This is a genomic window from Brachybacterium rhamnosum (genome assembly GCF_039526185.1).
In the GTDB taxonomy this organism is placed as follows: Bacteria; Actinomycetota; Actinomycetes; order Actinomycetales; family Dermabacteraceae; genus Brachybacterium; species Brachybacterium rhamnosum.
This window is the reverse complement of sequence record NZ_BAAAIS010000003.1, coordinates 542,773-557,177: the sequence shown is the minus strand read 5'-3', so window position 1 is coordinate 557,177 and position 14,405 is coordinate 542,773. Positions and strand designations below refer to the sequence as shown.

Sequence of the window (14,405 nt, the reverse complement as noted above, 5' to 3'; positions counted from 1 at the left end):
ATGCCCACCACGCCTGCCACCCCTGACGCACGCGAGCCCGAGTTCGCGCCCGGACTGCGCCTGGACGCCGTCGACCTCGTGGGCCGCACCGGCTCCCACCGCCACGTGGAGCGCACCGTGCCCGCTCCCGCGCGCGACGACCTGGGCCCCGCCATGCAGCCCGAGGAGGGCGCGGACCTGCTCATCGACGTGGAGCTCGAGTCCGTCGTCGAGGGGATCTACGCCCACGGCACCGTCGGCGCCCACCTCGTGGGGGAGTGCTCCCGCTGCCTGGACCCCGTCGAGCAGGAGTTCTCCTCCCGCCTCGACGAGCTGTTCCTCTACCCGCAGAAGGTCAAGGCCGCGGACCGCGAGGACTCCGTGCTGCTCGCCGACGACGACACCGCGGACCTCAACCCGCTCGTGCGCGACGCGCTCGCCGTCGACGCCGACGAGCGCCCCCTGTGCCGTCCCGACTGCCCGGGGCTGTGCCCCACCTGCGGCTTCCGCATGGAGGACGACCCCGAGCACCACCACGAGGTGATCGACGACCGCTTCGCCGCCCTCGAGGGCTTCTTCGAGGACGACGAGCGATGAGCCGTCGGCGACGCTCCACCGAGGCCGCCGACCCCCAGGGCCTGATCGACGTGCTCCCGCTCGACGGCGGCCAGGCGGCGGATCTGCGCGAGTCCGGCCTGCTGGACCTCGCGCTCACCCACCGCTCCTACTCCTACGAGAACGACGGCATCCCGCACAACGAGCGCCTCGAGTTCCTCGGCGACGCCGTGCTCCAGCTCGCCGTCACCGAGAAGCTCTACGCGGACCATCCGAGCCTGCCCGAGGGTGATCTCGCCCGGCGCCGCGCCGCGACCGTGAGCGCCCGCGCGCTCGCCGTGATCGCGAGCCGGCTGCGCCTGGGGGAGTACGTGAAGCTGGGCCGCGGGGAGGACCTCTCCGGCGGCCGTGCGAAGGTCTCGATCCTCGCGGACACCACCGAGGCCGTCATCGGCTCCGTGCACCTCGCCTGCGGGCAGGACGTCTCGCGCCGCTTCGTGCTGGACCTCATGTCGCCGCTGCTGGACTCCGACGAGTTCCTCGAGTCCAGCTACGACTTCAAGTCCCGTCTCCAGGAGATCGCCGCGGCCTCCGGGCTCACCCCGGTCTACCGGATCACCGAGACCGGCCTCGAGCACGACAAGACCTTCACCGCGCAGGTGAGCGTCGAGGGCGTGGTCTCCGCGAGCGGCGAGGGGCATTCGAAGAAGGACGCCGAGCTCGCGGCCGCCCAGAACGCGGTGCGGGCGATCCTCGCCGAGCGCGGCGAGACGCTCATCCCGCGCGGCTGAGCCGGGACCGCGCATGCCGGAGCTGCCCGAGGTCGAGGTGGTGCGTCGCGGTCTCGCCGCGCGCGCCGTGGGCCGCACGATCACGGGGCTCGAGGTGCTCGACGCCCGCAGCCTGCGCCGCCAGAGCGGCGGGGAGGACCGCCTGCGCGCTGTGCTGCTGGGCGCTCGGATCAGCGCCGTCGTGCGCCGCGGGAAGTTCCTGTGGCTGCGCCTGGCCGACGGGCCGACGGCCGACGGTGCGGTGTCGGACGGCGGGGGGTCGGACGGCGCGGAGACCGGCGAGGCGCTCATGGCGCACCTCGGCATGAGCGGCCAGCTCCGCCTCACGACGGGGGAGACCCCGGACCCGGCGCGCGAGGCGTCCGAGGGGCCGGCCTCCGATCCGCTCCGCCACCGCCGGGTCTCGCTCTGGCTCGACGACGGCTCCCGCATCGACCTCGTGGATCAGCGGCTCTTCGGAGGGCTCTGGGCGAGCCCGCTCGTCCCCGCCCCGGACGGTCTCCCCGCCGGCGAGGGCAGCCCGGACGCCCTGCTGCCCGAGGCCGCCGCGCACGTGGCCCGCGACCTCCTCGACCCCGCGATCGACCTCCCCGAGGTGGCCCGCCGGATGCGCACCCGTCGCGCACCGGTGAAGGCGCTGCTGCTGGACCAGGCGCTCGTCTCCGGGATCGGCAACATCTACGCGGACGAGGGCCTCTGGGCCGCCCGCGTGCGCGACGACACCCCCGGCGCGGCGCTCTCCCAGCGCACCGCCCACGCCCTGCTGCGGGAGACCGCCGCCGTCATGCGCCGCGCCCTCGCGGTGGGCGGCACGAGCTTCGACGCGCTGTACGTGAACGTCGACGGCCGCAGCGGCTACTTCGCCCGCTCCCTCGCCGCCTACGGCAAGGAGGGGGAGCCGTGCCCGCGCTGCGGGACGCCGATCCGCCGCCGTGCCTTCGCCGGCCGCTCGAGCCACTTCTGCCCGCGCTGCCAGCGGGCCCCGCGACCACCCCGATCCCGCCCGACGGAAGGACCTTCGCGATGAGCGACCAGACCCCGCCCCCGATCCGCGTCATGCTCGTGGACGATCACGAGGTGGTGCGCCGCGGCATCGTCACCGTCATCTCCTCCCATCCCCGGCTGGAGGTGGTGGGGGAGGCGTCCACGGTCGCCGAGGCGAACCGTCGCCTGCCCGCGATCCGCCCCGAGGTGCTCGTGGTGGACCTCCAGCTGCCCGACGGCACCGGGCTCGACGTCATGCGCCGCGCCCGGGAGGTCGAGCCCGAGCAGACGATTCTCGTGCTCACGAGCTTCGACGACGACGCAGCCGTGCGGGAGTCCCGTGAGAGCGGCGCGGCGGGGCTCGTGCTGAAGTCCGCCCGCTCCCAGGAGATCGTCGACGCGATCCTCGCGGTGCACGGCGGGGGGAGCATCTGGCCCGCCGGCCATGAGAGCGAGGAGCCGGAGCTGTCGCCGTCGGACGCCCGGATCGTCGAGCTCATCGGCGACGGCCACTCGAACCGGGAGATCGCCGAGCAGCTGGGGATCGCGGAGAAGACGGTGAAGAACCGGATCACGGTGATCCTGCAGACCCTCGGCATGCAGCGCCGCACCCAGGTCGTCGCCATGGTCGCGGCCCGGCGTCGCGCCGGCTGGCGCTGAGCCCGACGGAGCGGTTCCAGTCCTCCTCAGTCCTCCGGGGGCAGCGTCACCCGCCACGAGATCATCGTGCCGGGCTCGAGGCTGATCGCGTCGACCCAGCCGGAGTGCCGCCGCGCCCGCGAGGACATGTTCGCGAGACCGCTGCGGCGGCGCACCGACGGGTCGATCCCGCGGCCGTTGTCCGAGACGTCGACCTGGACCACCCGGTCCACCCCCTCCTCGATCACGCTGACCGAGACGGCGACCGCGCTCGCATGGGCATGCCGGGCGGCGTTGGCGAGGCACTCGCGCACCACGGCGACCACGTCCTCGGCGATCTCCCGGGGGAGCATGCGGTCGAGCTCCGAGGGGTCCGCGGGCATACGCAGGGTCGGCACGAAGCCGAGCCCGCTGGTGGCGAGGCCCACCTCGTGGCGCAGCCGCTCCGCGAGCGTCGCCTCGCTGCGCTCGCGGCGCAGGGACTGCACGATCTGACGGATCTGCGCCACCGCGTTCTCGACGCCCTCGACGCCGGCGGCGACCGCCGAGCGGATCCGCGCGTTGCTGGGCGGCTCGCCGGTGGAGGAGAGCGACTGGGCGAGGGCCTCGAGCTCCATCCCCACCGCGAAGAGCTCCTGGATAGCGAGGTCGTGGAGGTCGCGGGCGATGCGCCCGCGCTCGTCGTCGAGCTCGCCCGCGTCGCCGAGGTCCGGGAGGCGCAGCGTGAGCGCCACGAGCGCGGCGAGCGCGTCGAGCCGCTCCCGGCTGCCGGTGCCGGCGCGTGAGGGACCGGTCGTCGTCGGCGGGCCGAGCACCAGCAGGGCGCCGGTCCCGTGCTCCCCGGCATCGACCACCGCGGCGTCCACCGCGAGCATCCCGGAGCCGAGGTCCACCGTCGCGATCGACTCGACGCCCTCCGCCGAACCGGTGCGCAGCGCGGTGCCGAGACCCGACGCCGCCGGGACGGGGGCGCCGAGCAGACGGGAGGAGGAGGGGCCGTCCGCGAGCTCGACGATCCAGCCGCCGGCGCCGTCGGCGAGCACGAGCAGGGCGTTCTCCGCCCCGAGGTCCGTGCGCGCCGAGCGGACGAGCAGCTCGAGCAGCTCCTCGGGCTCCGCGCCCGCGAGCACGGCGCTCGTGAGGTCCTGGATCCGGGTGCGGGTCATCGGAGCTCCTCGATCCTGAGCACGGGGGTGCCGGGCGGGATCGCCGACTCCCGATGGGTGACGACCACGACCGTGCTCGTCGCCGGCACGAGGGACTCGTCCCCGGGGGTGAGCAGGGCGCGCAGCAGCGCGTCGCCGCGGGCGGCGTCGAGGTGCTCGGTGGGCTCGTCGAGCAGGAGCACCGGGCCGCGGCGCACCACGGCGCGCGCGAGCAGCAGGCGACGCCGCTCGCCGCCGGAGACGGTGGTGCCGTCCGGTCCGAGCAGGGTGTCGAGCCCCGCCGGGAGGGTGCCCACCCATGCCGCGAGGCCGACGGCCCCGAGCGCTGAGAGCGCCTCCTTGTCCGCGAGGTCCCCGCGCACCACGCGCAGGTTCTCCCGCAGCGTCGTCGCGAAGACGTGCGAGTCCTCGGGGAAGGCCGTGACCTGCTGGCGAGGGTCCTGGCCCGCGGCGTCGACGGTGCCCGCGAGCGGGTCGAGCAGCCCGGCGAGCGTGAGCAGCAGCGTGGTCTTCCCGCTGCCGGAGGGACCGAGCACCGCGAGCCGCGACCCGGCGGGCAGGTCGAGGTCGAGGTCCCGGACGACCGGCGCCCCGGCCGACCAGCCCGCGGTGAGCCCCTGGGCGCGCAGCGGCGCGGTGATCGCGCGCTCGGCGGTGCGGGAGGGCTCCGGTCGGGCCGCGTCCCAGCGCTCACCGGCCGCGGCCTCGAGGCGGGCGGCGGCGGAGCGGGAGCGGGCGTGCTGGGCGGCCGCGGCGGGCAGCGCGGTCGCGGCCTCGAAGGCGGAGAGCGGCAGGAGCACGAGGACGCCGATCTGCCCGGCGGTCGCGGCGCCGGCGGACCACGCGGCGCCCGCCGCGATCAGGGACCCGAGCACGGTCAGGGCGATCGCGAGCGGCACGGCGGCCGTCGCGAGGGCGGAAGGCAGGGCGGCGCGGTCCAGGGCGCGGTCCTGGCGCCGCTGGGAGGCGGCGAGACCGGTCAGGGAGTCCTCGAGCCGGCCCTCGAGCCGCAGGGAGGTCGCGTCGTCGAGGATCTCGAGCAGGCTCGTGCCCACCCCCGCGCGGCCCTCGACCACCGCCTCCTCCCGCACCCGGGCCGCGCGGTGCGCGGCGGCGGGGGCGAGGAGAGCGGCGACGAGCTGTCCCAGTAGCATCGCCGCCGCGCCGAGCGGCGAGATCGGCGCGATCGTGACGACGGCGACCACGGCCATCACGGCCGCGACGAGCGCGGGGACGATCGCGGAGACGACGTGGTCGCCGAGCTCCTGGGCGTCGTCCCCGAGCCGGGTGAGCAGGTCGCCGCGGCGCAGGCGGGTCAGCGCGTCGTCGCGACGGGAGGCGAGCGCCGTGTACAGGGTGGCGCGCAGGGAGACGACGCCGCGCAGGGCGACGTCGTGCGCGAGCATCCGGTCCAGCCAGCGCAGCACCGCCCGGGAGACTCCGAGGGCGCGCACGGCGACCACCGCGACCGTCAGGTCGAGCACGGGCGGCATCGTCCAGGCGCGGGTGACGAGATAGGCGGAGACCGCGGCGAGGGCGAAGGCCGCCCCGGCGGTCGCGGCGGCGGCGAGGACGGCGGCGAGCAGCCGACCCCGCGGGAGCGCGAGGGCCCGCTCCGCCGTGCGCAGCGCGATCATCGGGTCACCTCCGTCCCGAGGGACACGACGTCGTCCGCCCGTCCGAGGAGGGTCTCACGATGCGCGACGACGAGGACGGTGCGTCCCTGCTCGCGCAGGCGGTCCACGAGGTCCAGGACGATCTGCTCCGTGCCGCCGTCGAGGTGGGCCGTCGGCTCGTCGAGGACCACGAGCGGGGCGGGGGACAGGAGCGCCCGAGCGAGGGAGAGGCGCTGCCGCTCGCCGAGGGACAGGCCGCGACCGCCGCGGCCGAGGTCGGCGTCCCAGCCGCGGGCCGCGATGACCGGGGCGAGCCCCGTGAGCCGCGCCGCCTCCTCGAGCTCCTCCGCGCCGGCATCGGGACGGGCGGCGGCGAGCACCTCGCGGAGCGTGCCCGGTGGGAGCACCGGGCGCTGGGGGAGCAGGGTCAGCTGGTCCCAGTAGCTGCGCCGGTCCAGGTCGCGGACGTCGGTCACGGCGCCGTCGGGCCCGATCACCTCGGCGCGTCCGCGGTCGGGGTCGAGCAGGCCCAGCAGCACCTGCACGGCGGTGGTCTTGCCGGTCCCGGAGGCGCCGGTGAGCGCGAGCACGCGGCCCGGGCGCAGGGTGAGCTCGGCGCCGTCCGGGGCGAGACCATGGCGGGAGGCCACGGCGATGTCCCGCAGGGCGAGGGTCGAGCGGCGCAGGTCCGGCGCGGGCAGCGTTCCCGCGGAGGACAGGGGCTCCGCGAGCACGGTGAAGGTCGCGTCGAGCGCCGCGAGGCCATCGGTCGAGGCGTGGTAGCGGGCGCCGACGCTCCGCAGCGGCAGGTGCACCTCGGGGGCGAGCACGAGCACCGCGAGCGCCGGGGCGAGCTCCATCTCCCCGGCGACGAGCCGGAGACCGATGCTCACCGCGACGAGGGCGACGCACAGGGTCGAGAGGAACTCGAGCACCATCGAGGAGAGGAAGGCGTAGCGCAGCGAGCCGAGGGCGGAGGCGCGGTGGCGGTCGCCGAGCGCGCGCACGGTGCGCTCGGGCCCGTGCTCGCGGCCCAGGGCGCGCAGGGTGGGCAGCCCGTCCACGAGGTCCAGCAGCTGCGCCCACAGCGAGCGCATGTCCTCGATGAGCCGGGCGGAGCGGCCCACGGTGAGGGACCCCACGAGGATCATGAACAGCGGGATCAGCGGCAGGGTCACGAGGGTGATGACGGCGCTCAGCGGGTCCAGCAGGGCGATCACGAGGAGGCACAGCGGGGTGACGGTCGCGGCGAGCAGGAGCTGGGGGACGTAGCCCACGAGATAGGGCCGCAGCTTCTCCAGCCCGCTCGTCGCGAGCGAAGCGACGTCCGCCCCGCGCCCCGCTCCGGCCCGGGGGCCGAGCTCCGCCGTGTGGGAGACCAGGCGCAGCCGGAGGTCCGCGATAGTGGCCGTCGCGGAGCGGTGGCCGTAGCGCTCGGTGATCCCTGCCGCGAGCGCCCTCACGCCGAGGGCGAGGAGGACGGCGGCGAGCGTCCCCGGCAGGGCCGTCGGCAGGGTGCCGTCCTGCAGCAGCGCCGTGCCGAGCCGCGCGAGCCCGAGCGCGACGGTGATCGCGCAGCCCGCCTGCACGAGCCCCAGCAGCACGGTGCGCAGCACGTGGCCCCGGGCGGCCCGCACCTCCCGCACGAGGCGCGGGTCCAGGGGCGCGCGGCTGCGGCGGGCGGGCGCCGCCGGGGCGTCGACCCGGCTGCCGACGGGGGTCTCGGCGGGGGCGGTCACTCCGCCTCGAACGCCCGACGGTGGCCCTCGGCGAGGCGGGCGGCGAGGGGCTTCACGGTGGCCCGGGTGGAGCCGTCCTCGTTCAGACGATGGCGGAACACCCAGTACGCCCAGCTCTGATAGACGAGGATCACCGGCACGAGGATGCAGGTCACGACGAGCATGATGGTCAGCGTGTGCGGGGTCGAGGAGGAGCCCGCGACCGTCAGCCCGGTGCCCTCGAGGCCCGTGGACGGCATGACGTAGGGGAACAGTCCGCCGAACAGCGTCGCCGCCGCGGCGAGGATCGCGACGCCTGTCCCCACGAGGGTGAGCCCTTCGCGCCGGCCGCGCTGGGCGAGAAGAGTCCCCACGAGGGCGAGGGCCGCCGCGAGCAGCGGCGCCCAGGTCCACGACTGGTGCGAGTACGCCAGCTGATACCAGAGCAGCAGCGCGGCGCCGCCCAGGAGGGCGGGGAGCATGAGCAGTCGTGCCCGGCGGCGGGCCCGCTCCCGCAGGTCGCCCTGGAGCTTGAGCGTGAGGTAGTGAGAGCCGTGCAGCCAGAACAGCAGCACGAGCACCACCCCGGCGAGGAGCGCGAAGGGCTGCAGGAGCCCGGCGGCGGAGGTCACGACCCAGCGGTTCTGGTCGATCTCGACGCCCGCGACGACGTCGCCGAGCACGATGCCCCAGAGGAACGGCGGCAGGAAGCCGGTCGCGACGTGGATCCCGTCCCAGGCGCGGCGCCACGCGTCGCCGGGTCGCGCGTCGCGATAGGTGAAAGCGACCACGCGCACGATCAGTGAGAACAGCAGGAGCAGCAGCACGGGGTAGAAGCCGGAGAAGAGCGTGGCGTACCACTCGGGGAAGGCCGCGAAGATCGCGGCGGCGCCGGTGATGATCCACACCTGGTTGCCGTCCCAGACGGGGTGGATGGTGCTCAGCAGGGTGTGGCGCTCGTGGTCGTCGCGGGCGAGGGTGCCCACGTTCATCTGCACGCCGAAGTCGAAGCCCTCGAGCACGAAGTACACGCCGAACAGGAGCGCGATGAGCGCGAACCAGGCGATCTGGAGGCCGGTGGGGGCGAGGAGGGGGTCCATGGTGGTCGTCCTTCCGTTCTCAGTAGTCGAAGGAGAGCACGGGCGTGTCCAGCTGCCCCGTGTCCGGGTCGCGGTGGGGCAGCGGGGCGCCCTGGAGCGCGGTGCGCCGGATGAGCAGGAACCACACGACCGCGAGGACGCCGTAGACGAGCGTGAAGGCGATCAGGCTCGCCACCACCCAGCCCGCGGGATGGCTCGAGACCCCCTGGAGCGTCATGAGCCGCACGGTCGGGTCGTCGGGGTTGGGGTGCACCACCCAGGGCTGGCGTCCCATCTCGGTGAACACCCAGCCGGCGGAGTTCGCGAAGAACGGCATGGGGATCGCGAGCACGGTGAACCACTGGAAGGCGCGCGAGCCGGTGGTGCGGCCCTTCCTCGTGGCCCACAGGGCCCACAGCGCGACGACGCCGCTGAACGCCGCGAGACCCATCATCAGGCGGAAGGACCAGTAGGTGACGAAGAGGTTGGGGCGGTACTCCGCGGTGACCTGGTTCCCGTGGATGTCCGTCACCGTCGAGCCGAACTCCTCCTGCGCCTGGGCGTTGAGCTCGTCGACGCCCTGGAGGGTCGCGTCGAAGGTGTGGGTGGCCAGGAAGGAGGTCACGTAGGGGACCTCGATGAGGTGGGTGATGCTCGAGCAGTCCTGGGCGAAGGCGTCGGGCCCGCCCACGGTGAGGATCGAGAAGGAGGCGCCGGTCTCGGTCTCGCACAGCGCCTCGGCCGAGGCCATCTTCATCGGCTGCTGTTTGAACATGATCTGCGCCTGCTGGTCACCGGAGACCACCAGGGCGATCGCGGCCAGGACCATGGCGAGCACGCCGAAGCGCACCGTGGGCCGGTAGAGGCCGCGGGCGAGCTCGTGCTGGCGCGAGCCCTCCCCGGTGTCCCGGCCCACGTCGTCCGCGGCGCGGTGGTGCTTGACCATGTGCCAGGAGGCGATGCCGGTGACGAAGGCGGCGGCGACGAGCCAGGCGCCCGCGATCACGTGGGGGAAGGCGGCGAGCGTCGTGACGTTGGTGAGCACCGCCCAGAGCGAGTCGAGCTCCGCGCGGCCGGTCTCCGGGTTCAGGGTCGCGCCCACGGGGTGCTGCATGAAGGAGTTCGCGGCGACGATGAAATAGGCCGAGCAGGTGGTGCCCAGGGCGACCGCCCAGATCGTCAGCAGGTGGATCTTCTCGGGCAGCTTGTTCCAGCCGAAGATCCACAGCCCCAGGAACACCGACTCGAGGAAGAAGGCGATGAGCCCCTCGAGGGCGAGCGGCGCGCCGAACACGTCCCCGACGTAGCGCGCGTACTCCGACCAGTTCAGACCGAACTGGAACTCCTGGACGATGCCCGTCGCGATGCCGATCGCGAAGTTCAGCACGAGCAGGGAGCCGAAGAACTTCGTCATACGGGTCCAGGCGTCCTTGCGGTCCGGGTCCTTCGCGAACACGGAGAAGGTCTGCATGACCGCGACGAGCAGCGAGAGGCCGATCGTGAGCGGGACGAAGAGGAAGTGGTAGACGGTGGTGATGCCGAACTGCCACCGGGCGAGATCGAGGGCTTCCATGAATGCTCCAAGTCGAGGGGGGCGACGGGGACGCCATGACGACCGTACGGCGCACCGCGGCGCGCCCACGAGGACCATGGTCCTCCCTGACCGCGTGACACGCACCCCGTTCCGAGGGTTCCGCTGTGCCATACTGACCGCGGCACTCTCCTGCTCCGTACCGGGTGGGGGAACCTCCCGGCGTCGATGCGCCGGAGCACCGGTGACGCGTCCGTCGCGACCGAGTCGGCTCCTCCATCGACACGCTGCGCTCCCCTCGGGAGCAGCGCCTGGCGAGGGCCGGAGACTTCCGTCCCCCAGGACGATGACCACGTGGACCCAGGGTGCGCTGGATCCTTTCGAAGGAGACGGCCTCATGGCTGACAGCACCACCACCCCCGATCCTGCGGATCCCGCACCCCGTCGCACCCGCCGCCGCGCGGCGGGAGCCCCCGCCGGCGCCCCGGCGCCGTCCGTCGTCGAGACGTCCGCCGCGGAGTCCTCCGAGACCACCACGGCGCCCCGCACCTCGGTGCCCGAGCAGGCCGCGGCGCCTGCCGAGCCCGCCGCTCCGAAGCGAACCCGCCGCCGCGCGGCCGGCGCCCCGGCCGGTGCCCCCGTGTTCCGCGCGGCCACCGATCCCGCTCCCGAGCCCGAGCCCGAGGTCGAGGAGGCCCCGGCCCCCGCGCCGGAGGCCGACGTCGAGCAGGACACCCCTGCGGCGCCCGAGCCCGCCGCCCGCGCCGAGCGCGAGCGTCCCGCCGAGGACGACCACGACACCTCGAGCGTCGTCGCGGATCTCCGCGCCCTCGCCGATGCCCGCGGCAGCGGCGACCGCGCCGACGAGGACGGTCGGGAGCGCCGCGAGCGCGCCCAGCTCGACTTCGCCTCGCTCCTGTTCCAGGCGCCGGCGCCCGTGCAGCCCCGGACCACCGTCGGCCCCGGTCTTCCCGTGTTCGCCGAGGACGAGGACGATGAGACCCCCGACAGCGCGGAGGACCGCGAGGACGCCGACGGGACCGACGCGGACGACCGCGACCGGGACGAGCGCGACGCCCAGGGCTCCGACGATGACGACGAGCAGCGCTCCGGCGCCTCCCGCCGCCGTCGCCGCCGCGGTGGCCGCGGTCGCCGCGGCCGCGGTCGCGGCGAGGACGACGCCCGCGACGAGGAGCAGGGCGAGGACGACCGGGGCGATGCCGCCGGTGACGCCGACGACGCCGACGCCGACGCCGACACCCCGCAGGACGAGGACCCCCAGGACGACGCCGAGCAGCGTGCCGAGGGCGAGGGTCGCTCCTCGCGCTCGCGCTCCGGTCGCCGCCGGGGCCGCGGTCGCGGCGCGGGCGCCCGCTCCGAGGAGCCCGCCGAGGGCGACAGCGCCCCCGAGGGCTCGGCGGAGGACGCCGGGACCGAGGGCTCCGGCTCCGAGGACTCCGGTCCCGACGACCAGGACCAGGCCGGCTCCTCCTCGAGCTCGCGCCGGCGTCGCCGCCGTCGCCGCTCCGACGCGGGGGACGGCGAGTCGACCTCCCCCGACGATCCGCCCAACACCGTCGTCAAGGTCCGCGAGGCCCGCGACGAGGTGAAGGCCGTCAAGGGCTCCACGCGCCTCGAGGCCAAGAAGCAGCGCCGCCGCGAGGGCCGTGACAACGGTCGTCGTCGCAACGTCATCACCGAGGCGGAGTTCCTCGCCCGCCGTGAGTCCGTGAAGCGCTCGATGATCGTGCGCGAGCGCCCGGGCCGCACGCAGATCGCCGTGCTCGAGGACGACGTGCTCGTCGAGCACTACGTCGCCGCGAAGTCGCACACCTCGATGGTCGGCAACGTGTACCTGGGCAAGGTCCAGAACGTGCTGCCCTCCATGGAGGCCGCGTTCGTGGACATCGGCAAGGGCCGCAACGCCGTGCTCTACGCCGGTGAGGTCAACTGGGACGCCGTGGGCCTCGAGGGCCAGCCGCGCCGCATCGAGCTCGCCCTCAAGAGCGGCGACCCGGTGCTGGTCCAGGTCACCAAGGACCCGATCGGCCACAAGGGCGCACGGCTCACGAGCCAGATCTCGCTCCCCGGCCGCTACGTCGTCTTCGTGCCCGGTGGCTCGATGACGGGCATCTCCCGGAAGCTCCCGGACACCGAGCGCAACCGCCTGAAGAAGATCATGCGCCAGCTCATCCCCGAGGACGCGGGCGTCATCGTGCGCACCGCCGCCGAGGGGGCGAGCGAGGAGGAGCTGACCCACGACGTCGAGCGCCTGCGCGCCCAGTGGGAGAAGATCCAGAAGGCGCAGAAGGCGCGCTCCGCGCCGATCGCCCTCTCCCAGGAGCCCGACCTCGCGATCAAGGTGGTCCGCGACGTCTTCAACGAGGACTTCACCTCGCTGATCGTCGAGGGCTCCTCGACCTACGAGGCCGTCCACGAGTACGTCAAGGACGTGGCCCCGGACCTCCTCGAGCGCGTCACCGCGCACGTCGGCCCGAAGGACTCCTTCGCGAAGCACCGCGTGGACGAGCAGCTGCTCAAGGCCATGGACCGCAAGGTCTACCTGCCCTCCGGCGGCTCCCTCGTCATCGACCGCACCGAGGCGATGACGGTCATCGACGTGAACACCGGCAAGTTCACCGGCTCCGGCGGCTCCCTCGAGGAGACGGTGACCCGCAACAACCTCGAGTCCGCCGAGGAGATCGTGCGCCAGCTGCGGCTGCGCGACATCGGCGGCATCATCGTCATCGACTTCATCGACATGGTGCTCGAGTCCAACCGCGACCTCGTGCTGCGGCGCCTGGTCGAGTGCCTGGGCCGTGACCGCACCAAGCACCAGGTCGCCGAGGTCACCTCGCTGGGCCTCGTGCAGATGACCCGCAAGCGCGTGGGCCAGGGCCTCGTGGAGACCTTCTCCACCACCTGCGAGCACTGCAACGGCCGCGGCGTCCTCGTGGACATCGACGGCGAGGCGCACCAGCACGGCGACGGCGGAGGCGCCCGCATCGACGGACCGGACGAGCAGTCCTCCTCCGGCTCCTCCCGCTCGGGCAAGCGCCGCCGCGGCCGCGGTCGCGGCAAGGACTCCGAGGGCGGTGAGGCGGAGAAGAGCGCCGAGAACGGCGGCGAGAGCGCCGGCGAGCACGCCGAGGACTCGGGCGACGTGCACCGCCTGGGCAACGACGACACGCGGGCCCTGGCGCGCGCGACGATCGCCTCCATCGCGGCGGCGACCACCTCGCACCCGCACCCGGAGGTCGTCGTGGACGGCGAGGTCGTGGCGGTGACGGAGGGCGAGGAGCCTGCTCCGGCGCACGTCGAGGCCGCGCCCGCGGATGACACCCAGGCGAAGAGCCAGGAGGAGAGTCAGGGGGAGGACCAGAGCGCCCTGAACTCCGAGGCGTGACGCGTTCCACAGCATTCCTGCAGGTCGCGGCGCACACCGTGGTTGACCGCAGGGTGTGGGGATCGTAGGCTGTCCCGTGGCGCTCAGCGCGCCGATGCCCTTCCCCTCCGGGTCCGCCTGGCCGCAGCCTCCCTCCCGTCCGCGGGACCGGTCGACGGTCGCAGGTCGGCGGTTCGACCCGGGGAACGGCGCCCCTCAGCAGAAGCAGCAGTACTCATCGAGATGGAGCAGTGACGTGGTGTACGCAATCGTCCGCGCAGGCGGCCGTCAGGAGAAGGTGTCGGTCGGCGACACCATCGTGATCAACCGCGTGGCCGGCGAGGCGGGCGACTCCGTGGAGCTCGCCCCCGTCCTGCTGGTCGACGGTGACAAGATCACCTCGACGCAGGCCGACCTCGGCAAGGTCAAGGTCACGGCGGAGAAGGTCGAGGACCTCCGCGGTCCGAAGATCCGGATCCTCAAGTACAAGAACAAGACCGGCTACAAGAAGCGCCAGGGCCACCGCCAGGAGCTCACGCGCCTCAAGATCACCGGCATCGCCTGATCGTCCTAGCGACGTCGAAGACTCGAGAGAAGGTCACTCCTCATGGCACATAAGAAGGGCGCAAGCTCCTCCAAGAACGGTCGCGACTCGAACGCGCAGCGCCTCGGCGTGAAGCGCTTCGGCGGCCAGGTCGTCGGCGCGGGCGAGATCATCGTCCGCCAGCGCGGCACCTCCATCCACCCGGGCGACGGCGTCGGCCGCGGCAACGACGACACGCTGTTCGCGCTCACCGCGGGCACCGTCGAGTTCGGCCGCAAGCGCGACCGTCGCGTGGTCAGCGTCGTCGAGACCGCCTGATCCCGCTCCCGGCCCGTCCGGGAACCCAGCCTCTCGAGGGGCGGAGCCGCTGCTCCGCCCCTCGATGCATATCCGCTCCAGAGCCCTCGGGAGGGCACCC

Annotated in this window: 12 protein-coding genes; 7 read left to right on the top strand and 5 right to left on the bottom strand. The window is 73.9% G+C overall.

The annotated features are described in order from the left end of the window. Genes ABD080_RS12645 through ABD080_RS12630 form a run of 4 tightly spaced genes read left to right on the top strand, consistent with a single transcriptional unit; the run spans nt 1 to nt 2,969 of the window. Nucleotides 1-576, top strand: a complete 576-nt coding sequence (locus tag ABD080_RS12645; RefSeq protein WP_137770566.1) for a YceD family protein — start codon at nt 1-3, stop codon at nt 574-576. Further along, on the top strand, nt 573-1,325 hold the full coding sequence (rnc, locus tag ABD080_RS12640) for a ribonuclease III (protein ID WP_137770567.1): 753 nt from the start codon (nt 573-575) through the stop codon (nt 1,323-1,325). Before ABD080_RS12645 ends, rnc begins: the two co-directional genes overlap by 4 nt. Before the next feature lie 13 nt (nt 1,326-1,338). Continuing rightward, nucleotides 1,339-2,352, top strand: a complete 1,014-nt coding sequence (mutM, locus tag ABD080_RS12635; RefSeq protein WP_137770568.1) for a bifunctional DNA-formamidopyrimidine glycosylase/DNA-(apurinic or apyrimidinic site) lyase — start codon at nt 1,339-1,341, stop codon at nt 2,350-2,352. Further along, nucleotides 2,349-2,969 carry a response regulator transcription factor gene (locus tag ABD080_RS12630; protein WP_137770569.1) on the top strand — a complete coding sequence of 207 codons (621 nt, stop codon included), beginning with the start codon at nt 2,349-2,351 and terminating at the stop codon, nt 2,967-2,969. Before mutM ends, ABD080_RS12630 begins: the two co-directional genes overlap by 4 nt. 26 nt (nt 2,970-2,995) lie before the next feature. Here ABD080_RS12630 and ABD080_RS12625 read toward each other — a convergent pair whose 3' ends face one another. The 5 genes from ABD080_RS12625 to ABD080_RS12605 are packed head-to-tail and all read right to left on the bottom strand — an operon-like array spanning nt 2,996 to nt 10,100. Further along, nucleotides 2,996-4,114, bottom strand: coding sequence for a sensor histidine kinase (locus ABD080_RS12625; protein ID WP_137770570.1), 1,119 nt, complete (start codon nt 4,112-4,114; stop codon nt 2,996-2,998). Continuing rightward, nucleotides 4,111-5,751 (bottom strand): thiol reductant ABC exporter subunit CydC, encoded by a 1,641-nt coding sequence (gene cydC, locus ABD080_RS12620; RefSeq protein ID WP_137770571.1) that lies wholly within the window; start codon nt 5,749-5,751, stop codon nt 4,111-4,113. Before cydC ends, ABD080_RS12625 begins: the two co-directional genes overlap by 4 nt. Continuing rightward, nucleotides 5,748-7,469: a thiol reductant ABC exporter subunit CydD gene (gene cydD, locus ABD080_RS12615; RefSeq protein ID WP_205750638.1), complete on the bottom strand. Its 1,722-nt coding sequence runs from the start codon at nt 7,467-7,469 to the stop codon at nt 5,748-5,750. Before cydD ends, cydC begins: the two co-directional genes overlap by 4 nt. Continuing rightward, the gene (cydB, locus tag ABD080_RS12610) at nt 7,466-8,548 is read right to left on the bottom strand and encodes a cytochrome d ubiquinol oxidase subunit II (RefSeq protein ID WP_343905340.1); all 1,083 of its coding nucleotides are present in this window, start codon (nt 8,546-8,548) and stop codon (nt 7,466-7,468) included. The genes cydD and cydB overlap by 4 nt, the downstream gene beginning before the upstream one ends. A 19-nt stretch (nt 8,549-8,567) precedes the next feature. Further along, the gene (locus ABD080_RS12605; protein ID WP_343905338.1) at nt 8,568-10,100 is read right to left on the bottom strand and encodes a cytochrome ubiquinol oxidase subunit I; all 1,533 of its coding nucleotides are present in this window, start codon (nt 10,098-10,100) and stop codon (nt 8,568-8,570) included. 355 nt (nt 10,101-10,455) lie between these two features. On the opposite strand from ABD080_RS12605, the gene ABD080_RS12600 reads away from it, so the two are divergent. The 3 genes from ABD080_RS12600 to rpmA all read left to right on the top strand — a co-directional run bounded on the left by ABD080_RS12600 (nt 10,456) and on the right by rpmA (nt 14,305). Continuing rightward, a complete protein-coding gene (locus ABD080_RS12600) occupies nt 10,456-13,464 on the top strand; it encodes an Rne/Rng family ribonuclease (RefSeq protein ID WP_343905336.1) in 3,009 nt (1,002 codons plus the stop codon). A gap of 235 nt (nt 13,465-13,699) precedes the next feature. Continuing rightward, on the top strand, nt 13,700-14,008 hold the full coding sequence (gene rplU / locus ABD080_RS12595; RefSeq protein WP_137770575.1) for a 50S ribosomal protein L21: 309 nt from the start codon (nt 13,700-13,702) through the stop codon (nt 14,006-14,008). A 42-nt stretch (nt 14,009-14,050) separates the two neighbouring features. Beyond that, on the top strand, nt 14,051-14,305 hold the full coding sequence (gene rpmA, locus ABD080_RS12590; RefSeq protein ID WP_137770576.1) for a 50S ribosomal protein L27: 255 nt from the start codon (nt 14,051-14,053) through the stop codon (nt 14,303-14,305). The last annotated feature ends 100 nt before the right edge of the window (nt 14,306-14,405 follow it).

Excerpts from the sequence above, each read along its gene's own strand:
- ABD080_RS12645 (WP_137770566.1), top strand. The coding sequence starts at position 1 with ATGCCCACCACGCCTGCCACCCCTGACGCACGCGAGCCCGAGTTCGCG.
- rnc (WP_137770567.1), top strand. The coding sequence starts at position 573 with ATGAGCCGTCGGCGACGCTCCACCGAGGCCGCCGACCCCCAGGGCCTG.
- mutM (WP_137770568.1), top strand. The coding sequence starts at position 1,339 with ATGCCGGAGCTGCCCGAGGTCGAGGTGGTGCGTCGCGGTCTCGCCGCG.
- ABD080_RS12630 (WP_137770569.1), top strand. The coding sequence starts at position 2,349 with ATGAGCGACCAGACCCCGCCCCCGATCCGCGTCATGCTCGTGGACGAT.
- ABD080_RS12625 (WP_137770570.1), bottom strand. The coding sequence starts at position 4,114 with ATGACCCGCACCCGGATCCAGGACCTCACGAGCGCCGTGCTCGCGGGC.
- cydC (WP_137770571.1), bottom strand. The coding sequence starts at position 5,751 with ATGATCGCGCTGCGCACGGCGGAGCGGGCCCTCGCGCTCCCGCGGGGT.
- cydB (WP_343905340.1), bottom strand. The coding sequence starts at position 8,548 with ATGGACCCCCTCCTCGCCCCCACCGGCCTCCAGATCGCCTGGTTCGCG.
- ABD080_RS12605 (WP_343905338.1), bottom strand. The coding sequence starts at position 10,100 with ATGGAAGCCCTCGATCTCGCCCGGTGGCAGTTCGGCATCACCACCGTC.
- ABD080_RS12600 (WP_343905336.1), top strand. The coding sequence starts at position 10,456 with ATGGCTGACAGCACCACCACCCCCGATCCTGCGGATCCCGCACCCCGT.
- rpmA (WP_137770576.1), top strand. The coding sequence starts at position 14,051 with ATGGCACATAAGAAGGGCGCAAGCTCCTCCAAGAACGGTCGCGACTCG.